A 24,338-nucleotide genomic window follows, 5' to 3' on the forward strand; every position below is an offset into this window, starting at 1 on the left:
TATAGCCGTATAAAATTAGATCGGGACATTAATAGTAATCGGCTCGTAAGTAGGAAATAGGAAATAGGAAGTAGTATTTCCAATACGTAGGGCTACAGTTTCAAGGCAACTCTATTTACTTTTTACCTCTTAACTCTCATCCAGTAATTTTCTCTATCCTAGCGATAAACTTGAGCCAACGCAGCACTAATAACCAAAGAATCGGCACCTGATAAACAAGCCTTCTCGGTAATATAGCGTTTCCACGCTTTTGTACCTGGCTGTTCGGCAAATAGTTGTAACATATGACGAGTAATCGAATTAAGTCTTATTCCTTTACCCAGCCAATAGTCGATATAGGGTAACATCCCTTCAACAATTTCTGTTCGAGTTTTAGCGATCGCATCTTCACCAAATATATCTCGATCCACCGTGGCAAAAAGGTAAGGGCGATCGTAAGCAGCACGCCCGATCATGACTGCATCTACAGATTTTAAGTGTGCTTGAGTTTGCTCAATGGTAGTAATACCTCCGTTAATTTCAATAAAGAGGTGGGGAAAATCTTGCTTCAGACGATAAACATCTTCATAACGTAATGGGGGGACATCGCGGTTTTCCTTGGGACTCAAACCCTGTAGCCAAGCCTTACGAGCATGGACACTAAAGTTAGTACAGCCAGCTTCAGACACAATTCGGACAAAGTTAACCATGTCTTCATAGCGATCGCATTCATCTACGCCAATTCGATGTTTAACCGTCACAGGAATCTTAACCGCCTGCTGCATCGCCTCAACCGCCGTGACAACTAATTCTGGTTGAGTCATTAAACAAGCCCCAAAGTTACCGTTTTGCACTCTCGGACTAGGACAACCAACATTGAGATTTATGGCATCATAGCCCCAATCTTCGCCAATTTTGGCACATTCCGCTAACAAAGTCGGATTATCTCCCCCAATCTGCAACACCAAGGGTTTTTCGGCGGGGGAAAAGTCTAGTAGCTTAGGGCGATCGCCGTGTAGAATTGCCTGAGCAGTAATCATCTCGGTATACAGCAGAGTACGTCGAGTAATTTGGCGCAGAAAGTAACGATAATGGCGATCGGTTCGATCCATCATCGGTGCAATACTTAGAGGTAAATTAATTTTGGTTTGATTATTGTAGCTACTGTTCATTTTTACTTTCAATCTCGGTTAGTTTTGCAACCGAATAATTTCACGATCCTAATGCTTCTGCTTCGACAAAACCTACAGCTTGGAATGGTTCACCTTCATGATGAGGACTAATTTCAATTGTTACTTTCTGATTTAATCGTCTAAGAAAGTCTAAGAGTTTATCGGTAGTAAAACGACTGAAATGACCATTCATCAAGTGCGATACATCTGGCTGTTTGATATGCAGTAATTTTGCAGCTTCTTTTTGCTTGAGATTGCGCTCTTTAAGGATAGTCGCCACATGAAATCCTATTTGTGCGCGTACCAGGAGTTCCTCTGCATTTTCCATTCCTAAATCAGCAAAGACATTACCTGAACTTTCTTCAAATTCAATATGTTTTATATCAGTCATCTTTAGCTATCTCCTTGGCATTACTTAATCGCTGTTTAATTAAATCAATATCCTCTTTTGGGGTAGAAATACCTTTCTTAGATTTTTTCTGAAAAGTATGAAGCACATAAATATAATCCCCTAGTTGAACAGCTACTACAGTTCTGTACGCTTCCTTGTCATATTTAATGGCAATTTCAAAGACACCAGATCCAACTCCTTTAAACGGTTTTGCATTTTTTGGTATACCACCGAACTGTATATATTGAAGTTCATCACCTATTATCTTCATAACTTCAGGCGGGAATTTCATTAGGTTTTTCTTTGAATTTCCCATCCATCGCACAGGTCGTACTACTGGCGTATTCAAACTATTTGACACTAGCTACTTCCCAAGTATAGCAAATTTACTATAAAGCTAATTACAGGTGTTGGTGGGCAAATTAATTATTTGTAAAACGTGCGTTTTTTTCTTGAATTTTGCCCACCCTACTAGCACATCCACATTAATTTGTTGGGTTGAAATAATTAAAATCGGTAGTCGGTAGTGCGAGGCACACCCCACGCTACTTAAATGAACCCAATATTTTAGCCTAGACACGCTACTACAAAGGCGCGATGCTCTAATTTTATAGCGTCAATGACTATATATTTGTCTTTTTCACCACGCTAATAATGTGTGTTCCGTTATCCAAACAGCCATCTTCAGCACAAAAATCTAGCTCCCAGCTAAGAAATCTCACCCATGCATCGGTAGTTAATATCTGTTCTAAAAATTCATTACGATTAAGACTTAAATAATTAGAAGCTGACATCGCCACAATTTCGCCTTGATGGCTTTGGCACAACTGCTTTAACTCTTTTGCCCGATACATTTTTAACTGATGTCCATTATTATCGCCTCCATCAAGAAAGCCATTAGCATTCACTTGATCGACAAGTCGCGTAAAATTAGGGATTCCTGTTATGGCTTCAAAATTTGCTTGAGTTGTGCCAATTAAAGACATCACGCTGAGTAATAAATAGCCTTCAGGTTTTAATACTCGTAGCATTTCATCTAGAGCAATACCAGCTTGTTCCAAAACATAGCTTAATGCGCCACCATAACAAACGACGACATCAAAGGTTGCTGCTTCAAACATACTTAGGTCAATAATATCAAGCTGTAAACGCGAACTAACCGATGTTTCACTCTGATGTTGCAAAACATACTTCTGGTTGAGTTTAAGCTGTTCTGAAGATATATCCCCAACCGTAATTGATGCACCTAGTTTAGCAAGTTCAATCGTAAATCGACCTGCACCTGCACCGACTTCCAGCACTAAATCAGTTGATTTGACATACTTTTGAAGATAATGCTGGTGAATATGAAATGAAACTAAAGCAGCAGGATTTTTGCTAAGTCTATCCCACTCTTGTTCGCCATAAGAATCGTAAAAAGCTGCAACTTGCGCTGGGTTATATTTCACAATCAATCAAGATAATTTTGTTCGAGCTAGCCATTTCAAATTAAAACCTATCACAATTCATTAGTAATACCAAGTTGCAAAAATAACTGTAGAGATAAAATTAAATTGTAGTAGCGCGTCTAAGCTGAAATGCTGAGTTTATCAAATGTATAAAGTTTTTCTTTCATTAGAGTATTGAGGTCACTGTGTAGGAAAATTGTTGATTAATCATGTTGTTGGTTCGATGTCGTCTGGATGAACAATTGTAATCTCTTTAATTTTAGTAAAGTCTTTAGGGTTAAAAGTTAATATATGTGTGATTGAAAATGCGATCGCTGTTGCCATTAATCGCGCATCATGGGTTCTTTTTCCTTTAATTTGATATTTGGTGGCTAGATCTAACCATCGTGGAAAAATCGCCTTTGTTTCTTCAACTAACGTAAATTGACTTATGAGTTGATTAATTTTAGACTCTGTTCGTTCGACACTCCATCCCAGTCCATTTACGTCTATCGGACGGGTCGCAACCACCCAAAATTCAATCAAAACTTGGGGTGTAATGACGCATTCATGTCCTTGAGCAATCAAACTGGCTACGGAATTGACCGCTAAACTATAGCGCGGTGAAATACGATCGCTTGCTCTTAATAAAATATTGGTATCGAGTAAGTATTTAGTCACAATCAATCTTCGTTATAGATACTATCGCGACTTAACGCTTCATCGGGTAGTCCAGGGCTATCATCGGGATTATCCGAAGCCCAATCCATCCACTGTTTGACTCGTGAGGACACGACTCCTTGGGATTGATTCTCTATGAGTGATTTTTGGGCGATAAAATCAACAAAATCTAAAACGAACTGTTGCTGTACAGAGTTTAGATCGCGCCACTTATTGATTAATAATTGTTCGCTATTCATTTTTTCGCTAAAAATAATCTTCGTACTCTAATAATATGTGTCCCGCTATCCAAACAGCCATCTTCAGCATAAAAATCTAGCTTCCACCGAAGAAAGTTCGCCCATGCATCGGTGTTTAACTAAAAGCTTATAGCTTATCTAAAACCAATCTTGTTCACTTTTATGAGAATCCGACTTCTTTTTTTTAAAGCCAAATTCAGGCTCGTTTGCTGCGCGATCTAACTCTTGTAGTTTGGTTTCATTAGCATGATTCCAATCAGCGAGATGGTTAATTAACTCTTGACCAGCGATCGCCATTTTATTAGCCTGCTGTAGAGTAAGATCGAGATCTTCTTTGGCGCGAGCGGAAATTTTTTGGGAAAGTGATGTATTTTGGGGAGCATCAACATGATTAGAGTTGTCTGCATCCAAGGCGTGATATTTGCCCTGAGTCGTCCCCCTGTCTAATATTTTAAACTGCTCTGTTTGAGTTGTAGATTGATTGAGAAAAGGACTATTATTTAAAGCTTTACCTTGAATGTTTAGACAAGTAGCAATATTTGCTGAAGATTGAGCTGATACTTCCCACAACAAGCTATTTTGTTGGGTCGAACTCTGCCACAGGTATATTTGATCGGGACGCTGGGAGTGTTGGTTTAATTGAGGAAGTTCCTGAGTGGAAGGAGCGATCGCCGAATAATCGAAGTTAACGGAGCAATACTGACTGAGGGAGGGATAGGTGCTATTTAGTTCATAGTTTTTCACCAGCCAAACTTGCTCGATTTCTTGATAGAGAATGTTAAAGTTATCTAGGCAGTTTTCGGCATAAGGAGGTAAATTCTGGATTGCTTGGTTTTTTGTTAGCTGCGTCACATAACCGACAAATACGTATAAAGGTCTACCTTGATCATCCCTGACGCGATCGCCAATTAAATCTTTGACCGTGCAGGTAACACCAACAATACAGTAATTATTATTTTTAAATAACGACCAACGAGGAGAACCAACCAGGTTGCGCGCTCGCTGAGTAGTAGCGACGATATGCTGTGATGCCCAATCTAGATCTGGTTGGGTAAAGTCGTGAGGTATGGTAATCAAGCGAAAATCTAAATGATAGGTGCGTCCATAAACAATTGCCGCCCATTTAGACATCTGCTGTCACCTCACTACCATTGAAGTAGAGAGAAGCTTGCTGTAATTCTCGGCAAAGCAACTTCATATTTTCTTCTACCGCCATGATTTCGGTTTTAGTGGTTTCTAGCTGAGTAGTTTGTTCCCTCAGTTGATTCGCTCTAATTATTTGCCACAGTGCATTCTTTTGCCTGGCTACGTCTACTTCGAGGATTTGGCGATCGCGATCGCCCTTGAGCTTTAAACCATAGGCTCGTAGCTGGGAATAAACAGCAAAAACCACAGGAAGATGCACATTTACTGGCACAATTTTAGCGTGATCGGGATCGTCGCCGAGATCTCGTCCTAAACTTACGGGACAAATCATCACTAGCCAGCCAGAGTTGGGGGTAAATAATGCTTGAAACAGCTTTTTGACATCAGCAATGATCTCTTCTCGCTCTCGATGGTGGCAAAGGTCATATTTGGTAATCACGATCGCCACAGGGAATGGTTGTTGCGGATTGGGCTGCTTATTATTGCTAATGTATTGCTGAATAAATTGGTTCATGCGATCGCTTTTGATTTGTCGCACGGTATTGGGAGTCAGCTCGCTAGTGAGGTATTCCCCTGAAATACAGAGAAATAAGCAAGCAGATTCTTGTAGATATAGTATTAGATCGGCAACATCTTGTTCGGTCGAGCGATCGCTTAGAGCTAAACCGCGATAATCGAGCCACTGAAACCCCATTAACGGTCGAAAGCCATAGCTAAAGTCAAAACCATAATACTCCATTGCTGCGGCATTAGGTGTTGGCCAGCGGTCTTCTCCCTTAAGAGAAATTAGTTTTTCCCACCTCTGGGTTAACTCTAAATCTAAGTCCATATCCTTGGCAGCCAGAGTAAATCCTTGGATTCCTGTTTGCATTACGGCATACATACCGAGCAAATAACTAGTTTTACCTGCTCCCGTAGTACCTAACATGGTAATCTTGATTTCGTCGAGCTGCATATTATTTAAAACCATTTAGTTTGCTGGGAATCGTTAGGACGTTGGGAAGCAGTTCCTTGACCAAAAACTCCCCAAACATCTTGATTAGAGCTATAAAAGCTTTTGGATTTAGTTAGAGACGATAATTGACTAGCATCTTTAAACAGTAGATCAAAAAATTCCCGCACCGACTGTATCCGCTGAGTTACATCCATGGACATCGCTTTAGCGATCGCCTTACTTACACCCAGACTAACATGAGGCGCAATTTCTTTAACGGTTTTTAATTCTACTCCTGCTGCTCTCTCGATGGCGGAGATCGGTGCTTCCCCTGTCAATAAATGATACAGAGTTGAGCCTAAAGCATAAATATCGGTAAATGCCCCATATTTCAGCGATCGCCCATATTGTTCCAGCGGAGCATAGCCAGGAGTCAACATGGTCGTATATCTCGCGGTAGAAGAAGTGGTAAAATCTCGTGCTGCCCCAAAATCAATCAAAACTACCCGACCATCATCTGCCAACATAATATTCTCTGGCTTGATATCTCGATGGAGAAACTGAGCTTGATGCAGGATTTCTAATGCTTCCCCTACTTTAGCAATATACTCCAAAGCCTTAGCCTCTGACAGCTTACCTTTTCTTTGCTTGAGGAATTCTGCCAGGGTTTGACCTTGAAGGTACTCCATGACCATGTAGGCAGTGTTGTTTTCTTCAAAATAATAGAAAACTTGGACAATTCCAGGGTGATGAAACTGACCGAGGGTTTGACCTTCAAGTAAAAATTTTTGTTTGGCGTTGCTATAGGTGTCTAAATTCCAACGACCCGCAGATACTACGGTTGAACCTTCTCGCCAACAACCTTCAGGAAAAAACTCTTTGACTGCTACAGCTCTATTTAATCTAGTATCGATACCCTGATAAGTAATCCCAAAACCACCTTGACCGAGAGGTTGTTTAATCCGATACTCCCCACTAGCCAAACAAGCACCAGGACTCAATATGCCGTTAACCCTGGTAAATTTTCCCATGAACTAAACTCCTTAACAACTCTTACCTATGAATTTGCCCATATTTTAAGTTTAAATTTGTTACCCTATATGCTGCCAAATAATCTCTAATAATTTTAATCTGTATCCTGTTAGTTTTTTGATTAGTTTAGATCAGTGTAAATACTTACATTATTTAATTTGCGCGAAAATCAGAATCTAGATGACTTCAACCATTAAAATGTTCTAATTGTGGAGGGTATCTTAATAGCATAAACTACGCCTGTAGAAGTATTTGAGGAGGATATGACAGATCGGCCTGAGACAATTAAACAAAGCCTTGACAAACTAGTTGAAATTGCCCATCAATTTGAACCAGACGCGCAAATTACCGACATTCAGCAACATGGTAGTGGCAATATTAATAGTACCTTTTTAGTTACTTTAAAGCTTCAACCGCCCTTTATTCTGCAGCGTCTTAATACTGTCGTATTTTGTCAACCAGAATTAGTTATGAATAATATCTGTATTTTATCGGATTACGTTCATCAAAAGCTAGAGCAAAATAATTTCTCTTCTCAGCGTCGTTGGCTAATACCAAGGGTGCTATTTACGAATCAAAATCAAAATCACTACGTAGCAGAAGATGGTACTTTCTGGCGGGGGATCAGCTTTATCGATAATTCCCAGTCCTTTGATACGATTCAAGATTTACACCACGCTCAGGAAATTGGTTATGGCTTGGGTATGTTTCACCGTCTACTGACTAATTTGCCGACAGAACAACTAGCAGATACTCTAGCAGGATTTCATATTACCCCTGGATACCTCAAACATTACCATCAGGTGAGAGAGAAGGTGCAGATTAACTATTCCCCTGAAGTTAACTACTGTCTTCAGTTTATTCGCGATCGCCCTAACTTACCTTATATTTTAGAAAATGCTAAAGCCAAAGGAAAACTTCGCTTAAGAACGATTCACGGCGATCCTAAAATTAATAATATTATGATTGACTGCTCCACTAAAGAAGCAGTGGCGATGATCGATCTCGATACAGTTAAGCCAGGTTTAATTCATTATGACATTGGTGATTGTTTGCGATCGGGCTGCAATTCTTTGGGGGAAGAAACTAGTAACTGGCAAGAGGTCAAGTTTGAACCAAAACTTGCTCAAGCTATCCTCAAGGGCTATTTAGAGGTAGCACGGGACTTTTTAACCCCAGAGGACTATCACTACATTTATGACTCGATTCGCTTACTGGCGTTTGAATTAGGACTGAGATTTTTTACCGATCATCTAGAAGGGAATGTTTACTTTAACGCTAATCATGCCAAACACAATCTAGCTAGAGCTTTAGTACAGTTTAAACTGACTGAAAGCATTGAAAGTCAGCAGGAGACAATTGAGCAGATCATCGCTGAAATGATATGAAATCTAGCTTTTCTTTGATCCCTTTTACTCCAGATACTGCACCTTCGGTTCAGATTACGGGTAATATTGAGCGTCAGCACAACCAGTTAAATATTGAATATACATTAGCAGGGCGATCGCAAATTCTGATCCCCGAAACTTCTAATAAGCCGACTCGCCAATTTAATCTATGGCAACATACCTGCTGTGAATTTTTTTTAGGCTTGCAAGACTCAACCCAATATTGGGAATTCAATCTTTCTCCCGCAGGACATTGGAATATTTATCGTTTTCTCGACTATCGACAAGATCTGGTGGAAGAAATAGCCTTTGATTCTTTACCTTTCCAGGTGTTGCTAGAGAATGATACTTTACAGCTTAAATTACAAGTTAATCTCGATAAAATTATTGCTCCCGAACAAAGTTTAGAAGTTGGTATTACTACAGTTATCGAAGATCGAGAAAGTCAAATAAGTTACTGGGCATTAACCCATCCAGCCGAAGAAGCCGATTTTCATCTAAGAAATAGCTATCTTCTCAAACTTTAAGCGTGGTGTAAGTTTCTCAAATATTTTTACCGTGATTTCTCTAATTGATCAATTAATATGAAATACAAAAAATAATGATACAAATTGATTTTCCCTATTTCCCTACTTCCCTACTTCCCCATCCATAGCAAACATTAAAATATTTCATGTAAAATATTCAGGCGCTAAAATTACAGATATTAAATCCTTACACATAATCAGTTCTTCATGACTGTAACTCTAGCAAAATGGACAATTGATGAATATCATTCGATGATTCAAGCAGGATTACTAGATAATCGTCAGGTAGAGTTGCTTAGAGGAGAAATAGTCGAAATGTCCCCCGAAGGTGAAGCTCATGCTTATTTTAGTAGTGAGGCGGAAGAATACTTACGAGAATTGTTAAAGAGCAAAGCTACAGTCCGTTCAGGCAAACCGATTACTTTGTATGACAACAGTGAACCTGAACCTGATATTGCGATCGTGCAAAAGTTAGGACGAGAATATTTAGCTCATCACCCCTATCCTGAGAATATTTTTTGGCTAATTGAGTACTCTAATTCCAGTTTAGACAAGGACTTAAATCTAAAGACTAAAATTTATGCAGCAGCAGGTGTTCAAGAGTATTGGGTGGTTAACCTGAAAAAAAGACAGTTGATTGTCTTTCGGCAACCTCAAGATTGTGAATATCTAGCAAAATCAACTTATAGCGAGGGTACTATTTGTTCTGTGGCATTCCCTGATATCTCTATTACCATTAACTCAATCATAAGTAATTAAAGCGATCGCCTGGATTACCAAAAAAGCTTTTAGCTTTTAGCTCTCAGCTATTAGCCCTTGACCAACTCTCAATCGCCCTAAAATCTCAACCCAATTATTTATAATGCTCCTGCGGCTGTCTTGTCGATAATACTGCCATCCCCTAGGTGGCTAGTAAGATTAATCGCTTGCATTACAGGTTTACCCAATCTCCCTTGAGGATAATCAATCACACTGACAGCACAATTACCCTGTTTGATATTCCAGAAGTTGCTGGGTTTGAGACCAAGAAGATAGCAAAGAATCACTTTATTAATGGCATCATGAGCCACCACCAGTCCTGTTGTTGGTGTGTCTGTGTTGCTGTAGTCTGCCACGATTTTATTCCAGGCAGCAACACCTCGATCCCAGACTTGCTGTAGGTTTTCTCCTTCAGGCATTTGGACGGTTTCAGGCTTATCTTTCCACTGTTGAAGCAGTTCGGGATATTTGACTTTAATTTCGGTCTCCAGCATTCCTTCCCATAAGCCATGACCAATTTCGATTAGTTCAGGAGTAGTGGTTAATTCGACACCATCATGGTGTTCGAGAATAATTTCAGCAGTTTCTTTGGGACGCATCATCGGACTAGAAACGGCAAAGTCGATGGGGATATCTTGTAAAAAGATACTCGCTTTACGTCCTTGCGATCGCCCGTGATCGTTTAAGGGAATATCTTTGATCCCCTGAAAACGGGATTCTTTATTCCAGTCGGTTTCACCATGACGTACCAAGAGTAAACGCAACCCTGAATGATTTGGACGCACGGGAGGAAGAGTCATCCCGACATGGGAAGTTTGGTTTAAAGATTCCAGTTGTACTGGTTCGCCAAATTTACCTGGAAAGTTCAGAATATTAATACAGCAGTTGGACTGTTGAAGTTCATGGTAGCGATTCATACTGATGCCAATGGCACTCATAATTAGACAGCGATTGATGCCATTATGGGCAGTAATTAAAATAGTTTGATCTTGGTGTTTGGCGATCGCCTGTTGCCAAAACTCTTGTGCCTGTTGATATAAAGAGCGTACAGGATAATAGTCTTGCCCTTCAACAATCATCTTAAAGTCTTGAGGATTTGTTTTCCACTGCCGATAATCAGCACTAAACTTAGAGATTACTTCGTCTTTTTTCATCTCCGACCACAAAGATAGATCGATCTCCAGTAATTGCTCAGTCGGTTCTAAAGCTGGAGGGTTAGGCAAACACTGATGAATTATCTCGGCTGTCTGTTTGGCACGCTGTAGAGGACTGCAATAGAAAGCATCAATTTTAAGACCGCTCAAAGCCTTTCCTACCTGTTGAGCATCGCTAATTCCTTTGTCGGTCAAGATTGACTTATCACAACGACCCTGAATGATCTTTTGGGCATTATAAGTACTTTGTCCATGACGAACGATAATTACGCGAGTAGCCAACCTCTTATCCTCTCCATAAGTTAATAAGTCGGGTAGGGCAAGGACATTGCGGTCACTTTCTCTCCCCTCAGAACCGAGCATGAAACTTGCAAAGCACTCGGCTCAAGCAATGTCGCTCAATCTTGTTTACCCTGCTAGTGTACTTGATGATGACGAAAAATTACCAGGAAAACAAAAGATAAAAACTCGGCTGCTGACTGCTTCTCAAATCGTTTTTGTGGCGAAAATAACAGAATGAAAAACCAGCTACTACACAATCATGTCATTAACAAAGCTACGAACTGTCCACTGCACAAGACTGTTGGGATAATCAGTGGCGATCGCCAACTATCTTTTAAGACTACTTTGAGCCAAGTTATGTACGCAGTTGACTTATGGAGATAAAGCGTCGGTAAAATTCTTACAGATTAGACAGCTTGGAAACATACAAGCTAAATAGCAAAAAAAAGTTTAACCTTTGCCATAATCTTAATTTTTTGATTTGTTCTTGAGTTTTGACCCCAACATCCCCAGCTACTTTACTGAAACTTAGCAAGAGAAGGAGGCTTAACCAAGAAGTTTTCCTCAATATTTAAATACTGGGAGGAGAATCTAGCCCCCACTGATGACGAATGAAATCTTTATACATATTATCCTTGACGATCATTTGCTCGTAAAGTTTGACTAAAAAATCTTGAGCCTGCTCGTGACTCATCGATCTTACTTGAGTCTCGAAAGAGCGAATATTAAATTTCTGCTCTAAAGACAGCTTAATTGAATCTGACATATAAACCACACTCCTGAGTTTGAAATTGGTAATCGATTTGCCTTGTTTAATGTAAGCTATTATTACTTTAACTTGACAAATACTTTCCTTAGTTATATTGACTAATATATTTGATTGTCAACTATCAAGCTAAATCTCAGCTCTCTCTGAAGACAGAAATTTAGGGGAAGAAACGTAAATAAATTGAATAAATTGGTTAATAACGTAAACATTCTGTAATAATTTAGCTAAGGTGCAAAATTTTGGCATTAAATTCAACTTATAATTTTGATTAGCTGGCGCTGTTTTCATCGACAAATTGCGCTCAAAGATTATTACGTCGTTTTGGGGTAAAATTTGCCTTGGACTTTGATTAAACTACTATGGCAATAATTAATAGTAAGATTAGGTTATATAACTAAATCATCGTCAGTGTTAGCTTTGCTGAATTAAGACCTTTAAAAAAGTTGTCTTATATAATTAATGTCTGGCACAAAATAAACTTGATTTGGTCTACGAAAAAATCCATTGATAAACAACCTTTTCGATAATTAATTTATATATTGGCTTAATTGCCTTTAAAAAAGCGTTCGCTCTGCACACATTTTTGGAATTCAATCAGCTTGGGAGACTATAGTTTTATGTCTATTCGTTTATATGTGGGTAATTTGCCCAAAGAGGAAATTGAACGCGATACCTTAGCAGCAATGTTTGCTGATGAAGGAGAGCAAGTTTCAACTAAAGTAATCAAAGATCGTAAAACAGGTAAGTGTCGTGGCTTTGCCTTTGTTACCGTTCCTACCGATGAATTAGCCGATCAGTTTATCGAAAAATATAACGGTCAGTCTTTTATGGATAATCCCATCAAAATCGAAAAAGCTTTGCCTCGTTCTAAGGGCGAAGATGGTGAAGCTGCACCCGAAGCTAATAATAGCAGTAGTAACAATGCTGATGCACCTAAGCGCAAAACTGCTAGCAAACGTAGTAGTGGTAAAAAACCCAGTACTACTCAAAAGCAGCAACAGGGAACTATTCAGCCAGATCCCCGTTGGGCAGACGAACTAGCCAAGCTAAAAGAAATGTTAGCAGCAGCCAATAACTAATGCTGATTGATAGAGATATATCCCAGCAAAGCTCAATTATTTCGAGTGAAGCAAGAGCAGTAATTTAACTTGATCAATAGCGGTGACGATAACTCAGAAGGAAACTTAGGGTGATTGTCACCGTTATTTTTGGGGAGCAAGTTGTTAAGCTGTGAATCATTCTTTTTTTAGGCTTTGGGACGAATATCTGAGAAAATAAACTCCAGATTAAATAATCAATATATAGATAAGGAAATTAAATTCATGAGCGATCCTGTCACAACGATGAAGCAAGAAGTAGGTAGAGCAGCCGCAGCGCGAGTCAAGTCTGACTCAATTGTGGGATTAGGATCGGGTTCTACTGCCGCCTATGCTATCGAGTATATCGGCGATCGCCTTGCTAAAGGAGAAATCAAAAATATTCAGGGTGTTCCTACTTCGTTTCAGGCAGAAGTATTAGCCAAACAATTTAAAATTCCCCTAGTTACGCTTGATGCGATCGATCATATCGATATTGCGATCGATGGTGCTGATGAAGTCGATCCACAAAAAAACCTGATTAAAGGTGGTGGTGCAGCCCACACGAGAGAAAAAGTTGTCGATTCTTTAGCTAAAGAGTTTATTGTCGTGGTAGACGGCGGTAAATTAGTTGACAAATTGGGTTCAACATTCCTGTTGCCAGTCGAAGTTATTCCTATGGCAGTTGCCCCCGTGATGAGGAGTTTAGAGAAATTAGGAGGGAAGCCAGAGTTAAGAATGGGAGTCAAAAAAGCGGGCCCTGTAGTTACAGATCAGGGTAATCTAGTGATTGATGTTAAATTTGACCATATTCAAGATCCTGGGACAATGGAAAAAGAAATTAATAATCTGCCTGGAGTTCTAGAAAATGGTTTATTTGTAGGAGTAGCAGATATTATTATGGTGGGTGAGGTTAAGGATGGTAAAACCGTAATTCGTGAGTTTTAGTGAATAAAACAGACATTTAAAGAGAAACTTAAAAGAAAGGCGATCGCTTTAATGATTATTGATTGAATCAATTTAATTTCTTAAAAGTGATTATGGATATTAAAGATTTAGCAATCTGGTCATTAGCATTTGCTCTAATCATCCATACGATTGATGAAGCATGGCTACCCGAATATCAAAAGGCTAAACCGAATTGGCGCTCAGTGGTCTTTAATCGCGCTCTTTTCCTGGAAAACCTGCCTGTTTTCATTTTTTCCATTGGTTTAGCAACAATTGGCTGGCGATGGTCGCTCATGGGCGGTATTTTGCCAGCGGTGGGGCTGACCCATCCACTGTTAGATCATTTAGGATTGAGTTGGCAGACACATAAGATGCGACCAGGCAGTTGGACAGGACTCTTTTTGCTTTTGCCTCTTAGCATTTGGGTTTATGCTTTAAGCAATACCTATCATCTGTTTAATTTACCTGAATTCTTAATTAGTGGTGCGATCGGTTTAGGGATATCGATCTGGTTATTCTGGATTGTTGCTCAAGAGTCCCAAAATCTTTAAAAATCAATTGGGTAGGATGGGCATAATCAGGATTTATAAAGTGCAATGAACAATTTCCTTAATGCCCACCACAATAATTTTGCACGATATATTTGGTGGACAATAAACTATTCTAGAAAAGAGAGAATTATTTTGTTGAAATTTATTGCTTTTGTCACCATTTTTTTGGTCTCATACACTTTATCTATTTCTCCTGTCCATGCTGAGACTATAAGTAATTTTGATAGTGGCGCAGTAGTGTTTGAAGCTAACTGTGCTGGCTGTCATATAAATGGGGGAAATATTGTGCGACGGGGTAAAAACCTTAAGTCTAAAGCCCTACATAAATATAAGGTAGATAACGAAGAGGCGATCGCTAATATTGTGACTAATGGCAAAGGTCTAATGTCAGCCTATGGTGATAAACTTAGTCAGCAAGAAATAGCAGATGTCAGTGCCTATGTATTGCAACAAGCAGCAAAAAATTGGCAGTAAATAACCTGAAATTAGCCAAAAGCATGACGACAATTGTTGAGAAGATTATCCAATTGTTGTTCAACTCGAACAGGATTTTTTAATCTAAACCAGGCTGCAATTATTGCTTCTTTGGGGTTTCGTTGGTTTTGTTGAACAGTAGAAATAGCCTCTTGATTTGAATATCCGCGCTGACTGACTAACCAACTAGCTAAAACTATTCCAGTCCTGCCAACTCCACCAGAACAATGAACTACAGTTTTTTGCTGATTTTGCTCTGCGGAAATCAAAAAAGGAATAATGCGATCGATCAATATTTCTGCGGGAGGAATTTGAAAATCTTTAATTGGTTGCCACAATACATATTTAGCAGCAAATTCTTGTCTATAGGTTTCTAATAAATTGATCGGATAACGAGCAAGTTGCTTACTCTCCAACAGACAGCAAACTCTACCAATTTCCTGTTGTCGCATGAACTTAATCCATTGCGCAATTGACTTTTGTGTATATCTAGGTCTTGCAGCACCAAAGATTATCGATTCTTGACGAGTGGCAGGGGCAAATTTATACAGCATACTAGACAATGTTAGGACGTTTTTTACTACCTATATGCGAAGCGGTATCCTTTAGGACTACCTACTACCTACGAGCTAATCACCCCAATTGTCTATCGCTAATTTTGTACGGCTATACATACTCTAGCCTTGAGAATCATATAATAACCATAGGGAAAAATAATATCTTTAAATCTTACTAATTATCAAACGTGATCGATCAAGCAAAAGATGCCATTACAGTTACAGATATTTTAGACCAGGCAGCCAAGGGAATAGATATTTCAATCGAAGACGGAATTTCTCTAATTCAACAACAAGATCCATCAATTAGATTGAATATTGCCCAAACCGCAGATCGTCTTCGTCAGAAGCAGGTAGGCGATACCGTAACCTACGTGATTAACCGTAATATTAATTTCACTAATATCTGTGAGCAACACTGTAGTTTTTGTGCTTTTCGTCGTGATGCCGATGAAGCAGGCTCTTTTTGGCTTGATAATGCGCAAATAATTGCTAAAGCAACTGAAGCCGTGGCAATTGGCGCAACGGAAATTTGTATGCAGGGGGGTTTAAATCCTCAAGCAAAAATCGATGGTGCATCTCTAGCTTTTTACCTAAATTTAATCAGAGAAATTAAGACGAACTTTCCTCAACTTCATCTTCATGCTTTTTCACCCCAGGAAATCCAATTTATTGCCCGAGAAGATGGTCTTAGCTACGAACAAGTACTGTTAGCTCTAAAAGAAGCTGGGTTAGGCTCAATGCCAGGGACAGCAGCCGAAGTATTAGACGATCGCGTCAGAAAGATTATTTGTCCTGAAAAAATCAACAGCGCCACCTGGTTAGAAATTGTTGGCTTGGCTCATCGCTTGGGTATCAATACCACTAGTACAATGCTATCGGGACATATTGAGACTCATCAGGAGCAAATTGAACATCTGGCTAAATTGCGATCGCTGCAACAAACTGCCGTAGCCAATCATTATCCTGCTAAAATTACCGAGTTTATTATTTTACCTTTTGTTGGGCAAGAAGCACCTGCTCCAATTCGTAAGCGCGTTGGTAGAGATCAGCCTGATGTAGCAGAAGTATTGCATTTGACAGCTGTTGCTCGTATTTTTTTGGGAAACTGGATTGTTAATCATCAACCAAGCTGGGTCAAAATCGGCTTATCTGGGGCAAAACAAGCCTTAAACTGTGGTTGTAACGATATTGGTGGAACTTTGATGGAAGAACACATTACCTCGATGGCGGGAGCGCAGGGAGGAACTAACATGAGCGTGGCTACATTACGTCAGGCGATCGCCGATTTAAATCGTCCAGATCGACAAAGAACTACTGAGTATAAGTATTTCTGAACCTCCCATCGGCATGTGCTGTCGGGATTCCCATTTAGACTCGACTCTAGACACCTAAATGTCCCCGATAGAACGCCGTTACTGGGCTGTTTGTTTTACTTCCACTTGAATACTCATGCCAGAGCATCTTTACAAGGAATAACTTTGATAGTCTTACTCAACTTAGAGCAACTTTTCCCAATGCCGATTTAGTTGGCACCCTCGACAGTTCCTTCAAGTCGGGAAACCCGCCCAACGGACTGTCTCGCAAATTAACCGTCTTTAATATTGGAGGAAACAAATATAGGTTAATTGCTGCTATCCACTTTAATCGCCACAAAGTCTACATTCGTCATATATTAACTCACGCTGAATACGACAAGCGGTGCGACCCCGCGTTATGCGAAGCGGTGACGCGATATGCGGAGCGGTATCCTTTAGGACGAAGGAGCTAATCCTTTAGGAATCCTTTAGGACGGCGAAAGACGCAAGGGAATGCGCACCAAGAAGGATAATTGGAAATTATGACTACTATTGCACCAGAATTAAAACGACAATGGAAAGCGATCGCGCCTTATTTAACAATTAGCAATGAGCAAGAATACGACGAAGCGGAAGAAAGGCTTAATGTTCTGCTAACGGAATATGATAAACACCATAAATTATGCAATGTCCTGAATGGGAATCAAAAATAATAGTCAAGAATGGTCGCCGAAAAGGTAAACAGAACTACCTTTGTCCTAAAGCGATTGTCTTGAATGTCAAGTTTAATTTGTCTTCAAAAGCGATCGCTAAGAACTAAATTAATCCAGGGTAATTGGTCATCACAGTAAGTTATGACTGCGATTTAAAAAATCAAAAATAACAATGCAATTTAATTAGGCGATTTGAGGTTACCCTAAAGAATGTTATACCCTTGTCTTAAAGCATAAACTTCGTGACCAGAGGGAATCCTTTTATTTTTACAAAATATGTAAATTCAAGATTGCAGCAAAATATGAGTCTCTTGAATATTAATATTGAGGGCTGCTGCTACTGCTGCTATACGCTGAAATCCAGCCGAACTATAGCGAGCGCCTGTTCGATCTGCAGCATATCTTTCACGAGAAAGTAGGAATTTTCACTGATAGCAAAGGCGATCGCCTTGCTTTTAGTGGTTGGTCGGATAATGTCGAGTCGTTTCATGTTTATTGTGATTGGGAAGGCGATCGCGATTTGGAAAGAGTTAACGAAGAAGCCTATCGTTTTGAGCAATTATGGAATGACTATACTCCCCTCAAAGATTTAATGTTTCGCCATACCCGCGACACCTTGAGGCAATATTACAAGTTGGGTATCTTAGACCGAGATATTCCCCGAAGAATAGTTAGTGATAATGCGATCGCTCTCGAACCAAATCGTGAAGTTCCTTTATACCAGGCTGTAAGTGATTATGTTCGCCATTTTTACAGACTAGCTCAGAAAGAAAACCGCAAGGCTTTGGGCTTTTTAATGACCTTATATGGATTATCTGAGAGAAAACTTACAGCAGACTATATGGTTCTCAAGTAGCTTGTTATTCGGGAAGAGGGGGCGAATTATGTCAAGCAGGACGGACATCTCACGGTGCGGAGGCAACCTCCGCACCCCTGTCCTCAGAATGGCAAACAGTACCAAAAGAACAAATCAAACGTCAATTTCGAGAAGAAGACATCAAAATCTTACTCTGTACGGAATCTGCCAGTGAAGGATTGAACCTGTAAACCTGTGGGGTATTAATAAACTATGATCTACCTTGGAATCCTATGAGGGTAGAACAACGTATCGGTAGAATCGATTCAGCCAAGTCATCATATTCGCATCCCTAGCTAAAGCTGCCTCAATCCTCAAATGCAGGTTCGCCACCAACTTTCTCAAATATCCAGGCTGAGTTGCTTTGTTCTTTATCTTATCCAGCTTACGGGCGATCGCTTTTTCAGGGGACTTAATTCAGACTGATTCATTTCGAGTTTTTCATACTTAATCTTCATTCATTGTGCCAAATACTTATCCCTCTTATGTCACTCTCCGAGTTTAACTAGTAACAAATCAAAGAGATTACCCAGAAAGAAGCAAGGGTTGAAATTGATTCATAGTATGAATTAAACGATGAAGTCCGAGTAATAAATAAGAATTAGGAAAGATTTCTAGCCAGGGAAAAATCAACCATAACAGAAGGGTAGGTTGTCCTAAAGGACTTGTCTACCGAACTAAGCGGCATATGCGGAGCAGTATCCTTTAGGACAAGTCGCATAGTTGGAGATACCGCTTCGCATAAATAATTAAACGAAAATTATTTAAGACATTCTTCCATCCTGTTTGATGATTCGATTGTGGATGAGAAGCAAAATCAATAGTTGTTTTAGGTCGGTCAGAATTAACAAGAGCCAATGAATTTAAAGATAAAAAAGGTTGAGTACTTAAACTAATCATTAAATAAGCACTCATGATGATTTCCCAGCATTTGTTAATCTCCTGAAAATTAGTAAATCTGTAATCAGTCCATCCTAGTTCTTGTTTACATTGTCTAAAGCTATATTCTACATAGGTTCTTAATCCATAAAGGTTGCCTAAAATCTTCTTCATCTTACTTCTTTTTTCCTGAATGTTTGTCATCATAAAAGAAGTTGAATTCTCGGAAAGTGACAGAATAGGGTTAAAGTGTAATGAATTCTAATGCTCGGTTTCTTTCAGATTCTTAGGACAGTTTGTCAGATTTTTATGGTGTTATTATGCGACTGATAAAATGGCTGCGATCGCCTTAGTAACATCTGAATTCCACTGCCTACTATTTGGCCGTGCCGTTGTACAAAACGGCCTTCACACTACCAGCACTCAACTATTCAAAACATCGTATTATCGTTAGCCGACGCTTCTGGGATGGTCTGTAACACGTCCCAATGCTCGACTATCTTACCTTGATCATCCAGGCGGAAGATGTCGATGCCCGCCCAGTCATTGTCGCTTGGCCATTGTTGGTAGCAATGCAAGACTACATAATCGCCTTCAGCGAAGACGCGCTTAAACTGGACGCACTTGCCCTGATATTCTTTCGCCATCCTCTCGAAATATTCGATGAAAGCCTGCTTCCCGTCGGCCACCGCTGGATTGTGCTGGATGTACACATCGCCGACATATTTCTCGACGGCTTTTGCGGGCTGACACTGATTGAACATCAGGTCATAAAATGCCGTGACCGTCTGTTTGTTTTGCTCAAGTTTATCTGTCATTCGTTCTACACCTCACATTAACCGAAACTCCCAGCGGCTCAAATTAGCGGCGGGCAAAGAAACTCGAACGCAGCACTAGCGGCTTTAACCCGTCTGCTGCATTGTTAGGTGGCTGCTCTGGACACAGCACCCATTTAGATTTGTGCCATGCCACCATCGACGAATAGCTCAATGCCGTTTACAAAGCTGCTGTCATCTGAAGCAAGAAAGACAACCGCTTTGGCGATCTCATCAGGCGTGCCAACGCGTCCCAATGGGATATTGTTGACATCGCTCTTCACAAATTCTTTCACCTGCTCTTCACTGAGTCCGAAGAGATTGTAACCAGGAGTCGGAATGGTACCAGGGCTGACCGCATTCACTCTAATCTGGCGGTCTTTGAGGTCGAGTATCCAGTTGCGGGCAAACGATCGCACGGCAGCTTTGGTGGCGCTATAAACGCTGAAGGCTGGAGTACCCCTGATGGAAGCAGTTGAGGCATTCAGGATGATGGCAGCGCCCTCTGGTATCAGCGGCAGTGCCTTCTGCACAGTGAAAAGTAGACCCTTGACATTGGTGTTGAATGTTTTGTCAAAATGTTCTTCGGTGATCGATCCGAGCGGGATGAGTTCTGCACTGCCAGCATTCGCAAAGATGACATCGAGGCGACCTTGCTCTTGCTCGATCGTGGCGTAAAGACGATCGAGGTCTGCCAGATTTGAGACATCGCTTTTAACGCCCATCACGTTCTTACCAATTTCGTTTACAGCCGCATCAAGTTCCGTCTGACGACGACCCGTGATAAAAACATACGCACCTTCGACAACGAATTGCTTGGCAGTGGCAAGCCCAATACCGCTGGTGCCACCAGTAACGAGGGCGACTTTGCCTGAGAGTTTTTGTGACATCGTGTTCTCCTGGTCGAGTTTAGGGATTACAAATTTGATTACAGATTGTTCAAGCGGTAAAACCGCCATCAATTTTGAGGCTCGCGCCCTTGACAAAAGTGGGTGTTGATCGCTACTTGGTCGCAACGTGTCGCACTGCCAATCGACTACTGCGCTACATATCCACCATCTACCATCAATGTTTCACCTGTTATGAACGATGCCAGGTCAGATGATAAAAACAGGACTGCATTTGCAACTTCAAGCGGTGTTCCAACTCGTCCGATCGGGTGAAGTCCTGTCATGTAAGCTTTGGCTTCATCCTGCCCACCTGTAGCTGCTTCAAACATATCTGTTTCGATTACTGCTGGTGCAACGACATTGATGCGAATACCCGCTTTGGCATATTGGAGCGCAGCAGCTTTTGTTAAGCCTACTACCGCATGTTTACTCGCGGTGTAGAGAGGTACGCCAGGAAGTGCAATGACTCCATTCGCAGATGCCGTATTGACGATTGAACCACTTTCCTGTTTCAACATCTGAGCGATTTCATATTTCATCGACAACCAAACGCCTTTGACATTGACGTTCATCATGCCCTCGTATTCCGCTTGTGTTTGATCGATCAATGAGGGGTTTTCGCCGACAGTTCCTGCATTATTAAAGGCAATATCTAACCGACCAAAAACGCCAACCGCTTTATCAACCTTTCGTGACATCTGCTTGCACAAAAATCGCCTCTCCACCAGCGTCCTTAATCAATCGAACAGTTTCTTCACCTTCATCCATTCGACGACCCACCACCACCACCTTTGCTTGTTGTTGAGCATAAGCGATAACTTCGTTAAGCTTCGCTAACGCAGTAGCTCTACCAATTCCCAATGTGCCTCCAGTGAATAACGCCACTTTATCCTGAAGTATCATTCTATTTCTCCTTCTATTTCAATGAGCGTTGACTAAAAAAGTGATGCCCCGATGACTCAACTTGTAGTAAGTCACGCCAGATGATTATTTCATTGGTGGTGTAATCGTTGCCCAACATTCAGCAAGTTTGCCTGACAATGTTGTCGTCATGATGGACTTTTTTGGATGTATCACTTCTAAATCAGTGACTTATTTACCGATTGGTACATATTATCGCAGGACTTATCAAACTGTCAAGAAAGTTTTATACTGAACGGTATGGAAAAGAGAAAGTCTCATGGTGTGCAGGGTCGTCCTCGCACTTTTAATATCGACATCGCTTTAGAGCAGGCGTTGCTGCTGTTCTGGCGCAAGGGCTATTTGGGTACATCCCTCACAGATCTGACTGAGGCGATGGGCATTAACCGTCCGAGCCTTTATGCCGCTTTTGGCAATAAGGAAACTTTATTCCGCAAGGCACTCGATCGCTATCGCGATCGGCACACTACGTACTATCAGGATGCCCTTGAGGAACCAACTGCCCAAAGAGCGATCGAGCGGATGATGCAGGGTGCGGTGGATTTAGTGACCAATCCAGGCAATCCGTCCAGTTGTCTGTTGACACAGAGTCTGCTCGCCTGCGCAGATCCAGACGATCCGCTCCATCAGGAATTGGCAGAACGCCAAGCGGCAGCCGTAATTGCTATCCGCGATCGCTTCGAGCGGGCGGTATCAGAGGGGGACTTGCTGCCCGATGCTGACCCTGCTGTCCTTGCCCGCTTTGTGCTCACGGTCAACGCTGGACTGTCGGTGCAAGCAGCAAGTGGAGCAAGTCGTACGGAACTCCTACAAGTTGTTCAGACGGCATTGCAAGCCTGCCCAATATTAAATTAGGTAAATCGGTTTAATTATTATTTGAATTCAGGCAACCACAAATTTTTGGGGTTTGAAATTGAGTTATTAATTTTGATTTGTTTAATCTATCGCTCTTAACAGGGATAATTGAAGCGAGCATGTCACCAGGTGCAATTAGAACTAAACTGAAGTCTAAAACAGTGTAAATTCGTTAACCAGTAAAGGCAATTTGGGGGATACGACAGAATCTAATGTTAGGACGTTTTTTACTGATATCTATTTGCCCTCAAGGATATGCGTAGCGCTATGCTTTAGCACTAACTTCGTGTCGCATTTGCCCTATTGTTAGTTCTCCTTAACTTAAGGTCTCTAAAACTTTGCATCCCTGAAGTTAGGATTAGGCATCTATTCCTGCATCAATATCCTGAATAAATTGGCTCAGACCTGCAAAATAAACCTGCTGATCGTCGTAAATTGCCAAGTGACTGCCCTGTGGACAAAAAAGATAGCGTCCCTGACTAACTGTTTTTGCCATCCATTCCAGATGTGTGGGGTTCATCGTGTCGTGTCGGCTGCCAATAACCAGCATCGGCACAGCGATCTTGGCTAAGTCGGCAGTCCGATCCCAGTTTAAGAGCTTTCCCTTGACACCCAGTTCGCTCGGCCCCTGTAGCGGTACATAGATGTCTTGATTAAGGTGTTTGAAGGCGCGGTTTAAAGGCTCTGGCCACTGTTCAGATGGCATTCGTAGCACATGATGAACATAGTGGTGTGGAATCAAGAGTTCCATGTAGCGTGGATTGTCATAGTCTGCCTGCGCTTCTATCTGCTCGATCTCAGCTAAAACCTCTGGTGCGATCGCTGGCATTAGCACCTGTTGGGCGTACTCGTTGTAAGCGGGGATACTTGCCATCATATTGGAGATGATTAGTCCTTTGAGGTGTTGTTGATATTTCAGGGCATACTCGATCGCCAGAATCCCACCCCAGGAATGTCCATAGAGATAGAAATTGTCTTGCTCTAGTCCCAGAAATTGGCGTACCTGTTCAACTTCTTCTACAAAGCGAGGTAGTTCCCAGAGATCTGGCTCATCAGGGCGATCGCTGTAGTAAGAGCCGAGTTGATCGTAATAGTAGTACTCAAAACCAACCTGGGGGAAGTAATTATCGAACGCCTCCAGATACTCGTGAGTTAAGCCAGGGCCACCGTGCAGGAGCAGCACTTTAATGGTCGGATGATTGCCAATCCGCTTCGTCCAGACTCGGAATGTTCCTTTTGGGGTCTCGATAGGAATCATCTGCACGCCACCACTGAGAAGATCGTGGCGATTCACCTCAGAAAACTCGCGAAGCAAACCGCGTTCATCTAAATCGGTGTTCATATTTTATATCTCGGTTAGTAGAAAGTTGCTAATTGGTTCATGATTTGACCTCTAATATTAATGTAATATGACTATTATGAAAGAACTCCATAGTTTCTAGTTGTGTAATGTTCTATCTATCCGAATTATGGTGAGTCTCAATACTTGACTGCTTTCAGATTCTGATGGTGAAGGGCGCACCTGCTTTGGTGTCATGCCAGTGAATCGCTTAAACTGTTGCGTCAGATGACTTTAGCTAGAGAAACCGACTTGTAAGTTTAGCAGATATTTGGAAGTAGTTTTT

General features: G+C 41.0%; 29 protein-coding genes and 1 pseudogene. 13 read left to right on the forward strand and 17 right to left on the reverse strand.

Translation table 11 applies throughout. The features are described from left to right. Positions 1–158: 158 nt before the first annotated feature. The 9 genes from dusA to KME09_15205 all read right to left on the reverse strand — a co-directional run bounded on the left by dusA (position 159) and on the right by KME09_15205 (position 7,000). Complete coding sequence (gene dusA, locus KME09_15165) at positions 159–1,151, reverse strand: tRNA dihydrouridine(20/20a) synthase DusA (GenBank protein MBW4535274.1); 993 nt, start codon at positions 1,149–1,151, stop codon at positions 159–161. Between the two features lie 40 nt (positions 1,152–1,191). Further along, positions 1,192–1,542, reverse strand: a complete 351-nt coding sequence (locus tag KME09_15170) for a helix-turn-helix domain-containing protein (GenBank protein MBW4535275.1) — start codon at positions 1,540–1,542, stop codon at positions 1,192–1,194. Next, complete coding sequence (locus KME09_15175) at positions 1,535–1,858, reverse strand: type II toxin-antitoxin system RelE/ParE family toxin (GenBank protein ID MBW4535276.1); 324 nt, start codon at positions 1,856–1,858, stop codon at positions 1,535–1,537. Before KME09_15175 ends, KME09_15170 begins: the two co-directional genes overlap by 8 nt. Positions 1,859–2,165: 307 nt before the next feature. Continuing rightward, the gene (locus KME09_15180; GenBank protein MBW4535277.1) at positions 2,166–2,990 is read right to left on the reverse strand and encodes a class I SAM-dependent methyltransferase; all 825 of its coding nucleotides are present in this window, start codon (positions 2,988–2,990) and stop codon (positions 2,166–2,168) included. A 207-nt stretch (positions 2,991–3,197) separates the two neighbouring features. Continuing rightward, positions 3,198–3,650, reverse strand: a complete 453-nt coding sequence (locus KME09_15185; protein ID MBW4535278.1) for a type II toxin-antitoxin system VapC family toxin — start codon at positions 3,648–3,650, stop codon at positions 3,198–3,200. A gap of 2 nt (positions 3,651–3,652) precedes the next feature. Beyond that, positions 3,653–3,889 carry a hypothetical protein gene (locus KME09_15190; protein MBW4535279.1) on the reverse strand — a complete coding sequence of 79 codons (237 nt, stop codon included), beginning with the start codon at positions 3,887–3,889 and terminating at the stop codon, positions 3,653–3,655. 138 nt (positions 3,890–4,027) lie between these two features. Beyond that, the gene (locus KME09_15195; GenBank protein MBW4535280.1) at positions 4,028–5,020 is read right to left on the reverse strand and encodes a hypothetical protein; all 993 of its coding nucleotides are present in this window, start codon (positions 5,018–5,020) and stop codon (positions 4,028–4,030) included. Then, positions 5,013–5,990, reverse strand: coding sequence for a hypothetical protein (locus KME09_15200; GenBank protein MBW4535281.1), 978 nt, complete (start codon positions 5,988–5,990; stop codon positions 5,013–5,015). The genes KME09_15195 and KME09_15200 overlap by 8 nt, the downstream gene beginning before the upstream one ends. A 5-nt stretch (positions 5,991–5,995) precedes the next feature. After that, positions 5,996–7,000: a serine/threonine protein kinase gene (locus KME09_15205; protein ID MBW4535282.1), complete on the reverse strand. Its 1,005-nt coding sequence runs from the start codon at positions 6,998–7,000 to the stop codon at positions 5,996–5,998. Between the two features lie 264 nt (positions 7,001–7,264). Here KME09_15205 and KME09_15210 point away from each other — a divergent pair, with 264 nt between their 5' ends. The 3 genes from KME09_15210 (at position 7,265) to KME09_15220 (ending at position 9,675) form a co-directional block, all read left to right on the forward strand. Next, positions 7,265–8,389 carry an aminoglycoside phosphotransferase family protein gene (locus KME09_15210; protein MBW4535283.1) on the forward strand — a complete coding sequence of 375 codons (1,125 nt, stop codon included), beginning with the start codon at positions 7,265–7,267 and terminating at the stop codon, positions 8,387–8,389. Further along, the gene (locus KME09_15215; GenBank protein ID MBW4535284.1) at positions 8,386–8,916 is read left to right on the forward strand and encodes a DOMON-like domain-containing protein; all 531 of its coding nucleotides are present in this window, start codon (positions 8,386–8,388) and stop codon (positions 8,914–8,916) included. The genes KME09_15210 and KME09_15215 overlap by 4 nt, the downstream gene beginning before the upstream one ends. A gap of 207 nt (positions 8,917–9,123) precedes the next feature. Beyond that, the gene (locus tag KME09_15220) at positions 9,124–9,675 is read left to right on the forward strand and encodes a Uma2 family endonuclease (GenBank protein MBW4535285.1); all 552 of its coding nucleotides are present in this window, start codon (positions 9,124–9,126) and stop codon (positions 9,673–9,675) included. Between the two features lie 98 nt (positions 9,676–9,773). On the opposite strand, the gene KME09_15225 is transcribed toward KME09_15220, so the two are convergent. Continuing rightward, a complete protein-coding gene (locus KME09_15225) occupies positions 9,774–11,111 on the reverse strand; it encodes a histidine phosphatase family protein (protein MBW4535286.1) in 1,338 nt (445 codons plus the stop codon). A 79-nt stretch (positions 11,112–11,190) separates the two neighbouring features. On the opposite strand from KME09_15225, the gene KME09_15230 reads away from it, so the two are divergent. Beyond that, a complete protein-coding gene (locus tag KME09_15230; GenBank protein MBW4535287.1) occupies positions 11,191–11,349 on the forward strand; it encodes a hypothetical protein in 159 nt (52 codons plus the stop codon). Between the two features lie 333 nt (positions 11,350–11,682). Here the strand turns inward: KME09_15230 and KME09_15235 are convergent, their stop codons facing one another. Further along, positions 11,683–11,877: an NblA/ycf18 family protein gene (locus KME09_15235; GenBank protein ID MBW4535288.1), complete on the reverse strand. Its 195-nt coding sequence runs from the start codon at positions 11,875–11,877 to the stop codon at positions 11,683–11,685. Between the two features lie 620 nt (positions 11,878–12,497). Here KME09_15235 and KME09_15240 point away from each other — a divergent pair. The 4 genes from KME09_15240 to KME09_15255 all read left to right on the forward strand — a co-directional run bounded on the left by KME09_15240 (position 12,498) and on the right by KME09_15255 (position 14,929). Continuing rightward, complete coding sequence (locus KME09_15240) at positions 12,498–12,959, forward strand: RNA-binding protein (protein MBW4535289.1); 462 nt, start codon at positions 12,498–12,500, stop codon at positions 12,957–12,959. Positions 12,960–13,202: 243 nt separating this feature from the next. Next, a complete protein-coding gene (gene rpiA, locus KME09_15245) occupies positions 13,203–13,904 on the forward strand; it encodes a ribose-5-phosphate isomerase RpiA (GenBank protein ID MBW4535290.1) in 702 nt (233 codons plus the stop codon). A 92-nt stretch (positions 13,905–13,996) separates the two neighbouring features. After that, the gene (locus KME09_15250; GenBank protein ID MBW4535291.1) at positions 13,997–14,455 is read left to right on the forward strand and encodes an HXXEE domain-containing protein; all 459 of its coding nucleotides are present in this window, start codon (positions 13,997–13,999) and stop codon (positions 14,453–14,455) included. Between the two features lie 45 nt (positions 14,456–14,500). Next, positions 14,501–14,929 (forward strand): c-type cytochrome, encoded by a 429-nt coding sequence (locus KME09_15255; GenBank protein ID MBW4535292.1) that lies wholly within the window; start codon positions 14,501–14,503, stop codon positions 14,927–14,929. A gap of 11 nt (positions 14,930–14,940) precedes the next feature. Here KME09_15255 and KME09_15260 read toward each other — a convergent pair whose 3' ends face one another. Then, positions 14,941–15,480, reverse strand: a complete 540-nt coding sequence (locus tag KME09_15260; GenBank protein ID MBW4535293.1) for a dual specificity protein phosphatase family protein — start codon at positions 15,478–15,480, stop codon at positions 14,941–14,943. Positions 15,481–15,674: 194 nt separating this feature from the next. Here KME09_15260 and cofH point away from each other — a divergent pair, with 194 nt between their 5' ends. From cofH to KME09_15280, 4 genes are all read left to right on the forward strand, one after another. Continuing rightward, on the forward strand, positions 15,675–16,823 hold the full coding sequence (gene cofH / locus KME09_15265) for a 7,8-didemethyl-8-hydroxy-5-deazariboflavin synthase subunit CofH (GenBank protein ID MBW4535294.1): 1,149 nt from the start codon (positions 15,675–15,677) through the stop codon (positions 16,821–16,823). 86 nt (positions 16,824–16,909) lie between these two features. Continuing rightward, the gene (locus tag KME09_15270; protein MBW4535295.1) at positions 16,910–17,257 is read left to right on the forward strand and encodes a type II toxin-antitoxin system HigB family toxin; all 348 of its coding nucleotides are present in this window, start codon (positions 16,910–16,912) and stop codon (positions 17,255–17,257) included. Between the two features lie 69 nt (positions 17,258–17,326). Next, positions 17,327–17,497, forward strand: coding sequence for a hypothetical protein (locus KME09_15275; GenBank protein ID MBW4535296.1), 171 nt, complete (start codon positions 17,327–17,329; stop codon positions 17,495–17,497). A gap of 520 nt (positions 17,498–18,017) precedes the next feature. Beyond that, positions 18,018–18,353, forward strand: a complete 336-nt coding sequence (locus tag KME09_15280; GenBank protein ID MBW4535297.1) for a hypothetical protein — start codon at positions 18,018–18,020, stop codon at positions 18,351–18,353. Between the two features lie 705 nt (positions 18,354–19,058). Here KME09_15280 and KME09_15285 read toward each other — a convergent pair. The 4 genes and pseudogenes from KME09_15285 to KME09_15300 form a co-directional block, all read right to left on the reverse strand. Next, on the reverse strand, positions 19,059–19,439 hold the full coding sequence (locus KME09_15285; GenBank protein MBW4535298.1) for a hypothetical protein: 381 nt from the start codon (positions 19,437–19,439) through the stop codon (positions 19,059–19,061). Between the two features lie 224 nt (positions 19,440–19,663). Next, on the reverse strand, positions 19,664–20,050 hold the full coding sequence (locus KME09_15290) for a nuclear transport factor 2 family protein (protein MBW4535299.1): 387 nt from the start codon (positions 20,048–20,050) through the stop codon (positions 19,664–19,666). Between the two features lie 134 nt (positions 20,051–20,184). Further along, complete coding sequence (locus tag KME09_15295; GenBank protein MBW4535300.1) at positions 20,185–21,006, reverse strand: SDR family oxidoreductase; 822 nt, start codon at positions 21,004–21,006, stop codon at positions 20,185–20,187. Positions 21,007–21,083: 77 nt separating this feature from the next. Then, positions 21,084–21,840 (reverse strand): annotated as a pseudogene (locus KME09_15300) (SDR family oxidoreductase). A gap of 258 nt (positions 21,841–22,098) precedes the next feature. Between KME09_15300 and KME09_15305 the strand changes: the two are divergent. Further along, the gene (locus KME09_15305; GenBank protein ID MBW4535301.1) at positions 22,099–22,713 is read left to right on the forward strand and encodes a TetR/AcrR family transcriptional regulator; all 615 of its coding nucleotides are present in this window, start codon (positions 22,099–22,101) and stop codon (positions 22,711–22,713) included. 358 nt (positions 22,714–23,071) lie between these two features. Here KME09_15305 and KME09_15310 read toward each other — a convergent pair whose 3' ends face one another. Further along, on the reverse strand, positions 23,072–24,055 hold the full coding sequence (locus KME09_15310) for a proline iminopeptidase-family hydrolase (GenBank protein ID MBW4535302.1): 984 nt from the start codon (positions 24,053–24,055) through the stop codon (positions 23,072–23,074). Positions 24,056–24,338: the final 283 nt, after the last annotated feature.

It is taken from the genome of Pleurocapsa minor HA4230-MV1 (assembly GCA_019359095.1).
Lineage (GTDB): Bacteria > Cyanobacteriota > Cyanobacteriia > Cyanobacteriales > Xenococcaceae > Waterburya > Waterburya minor.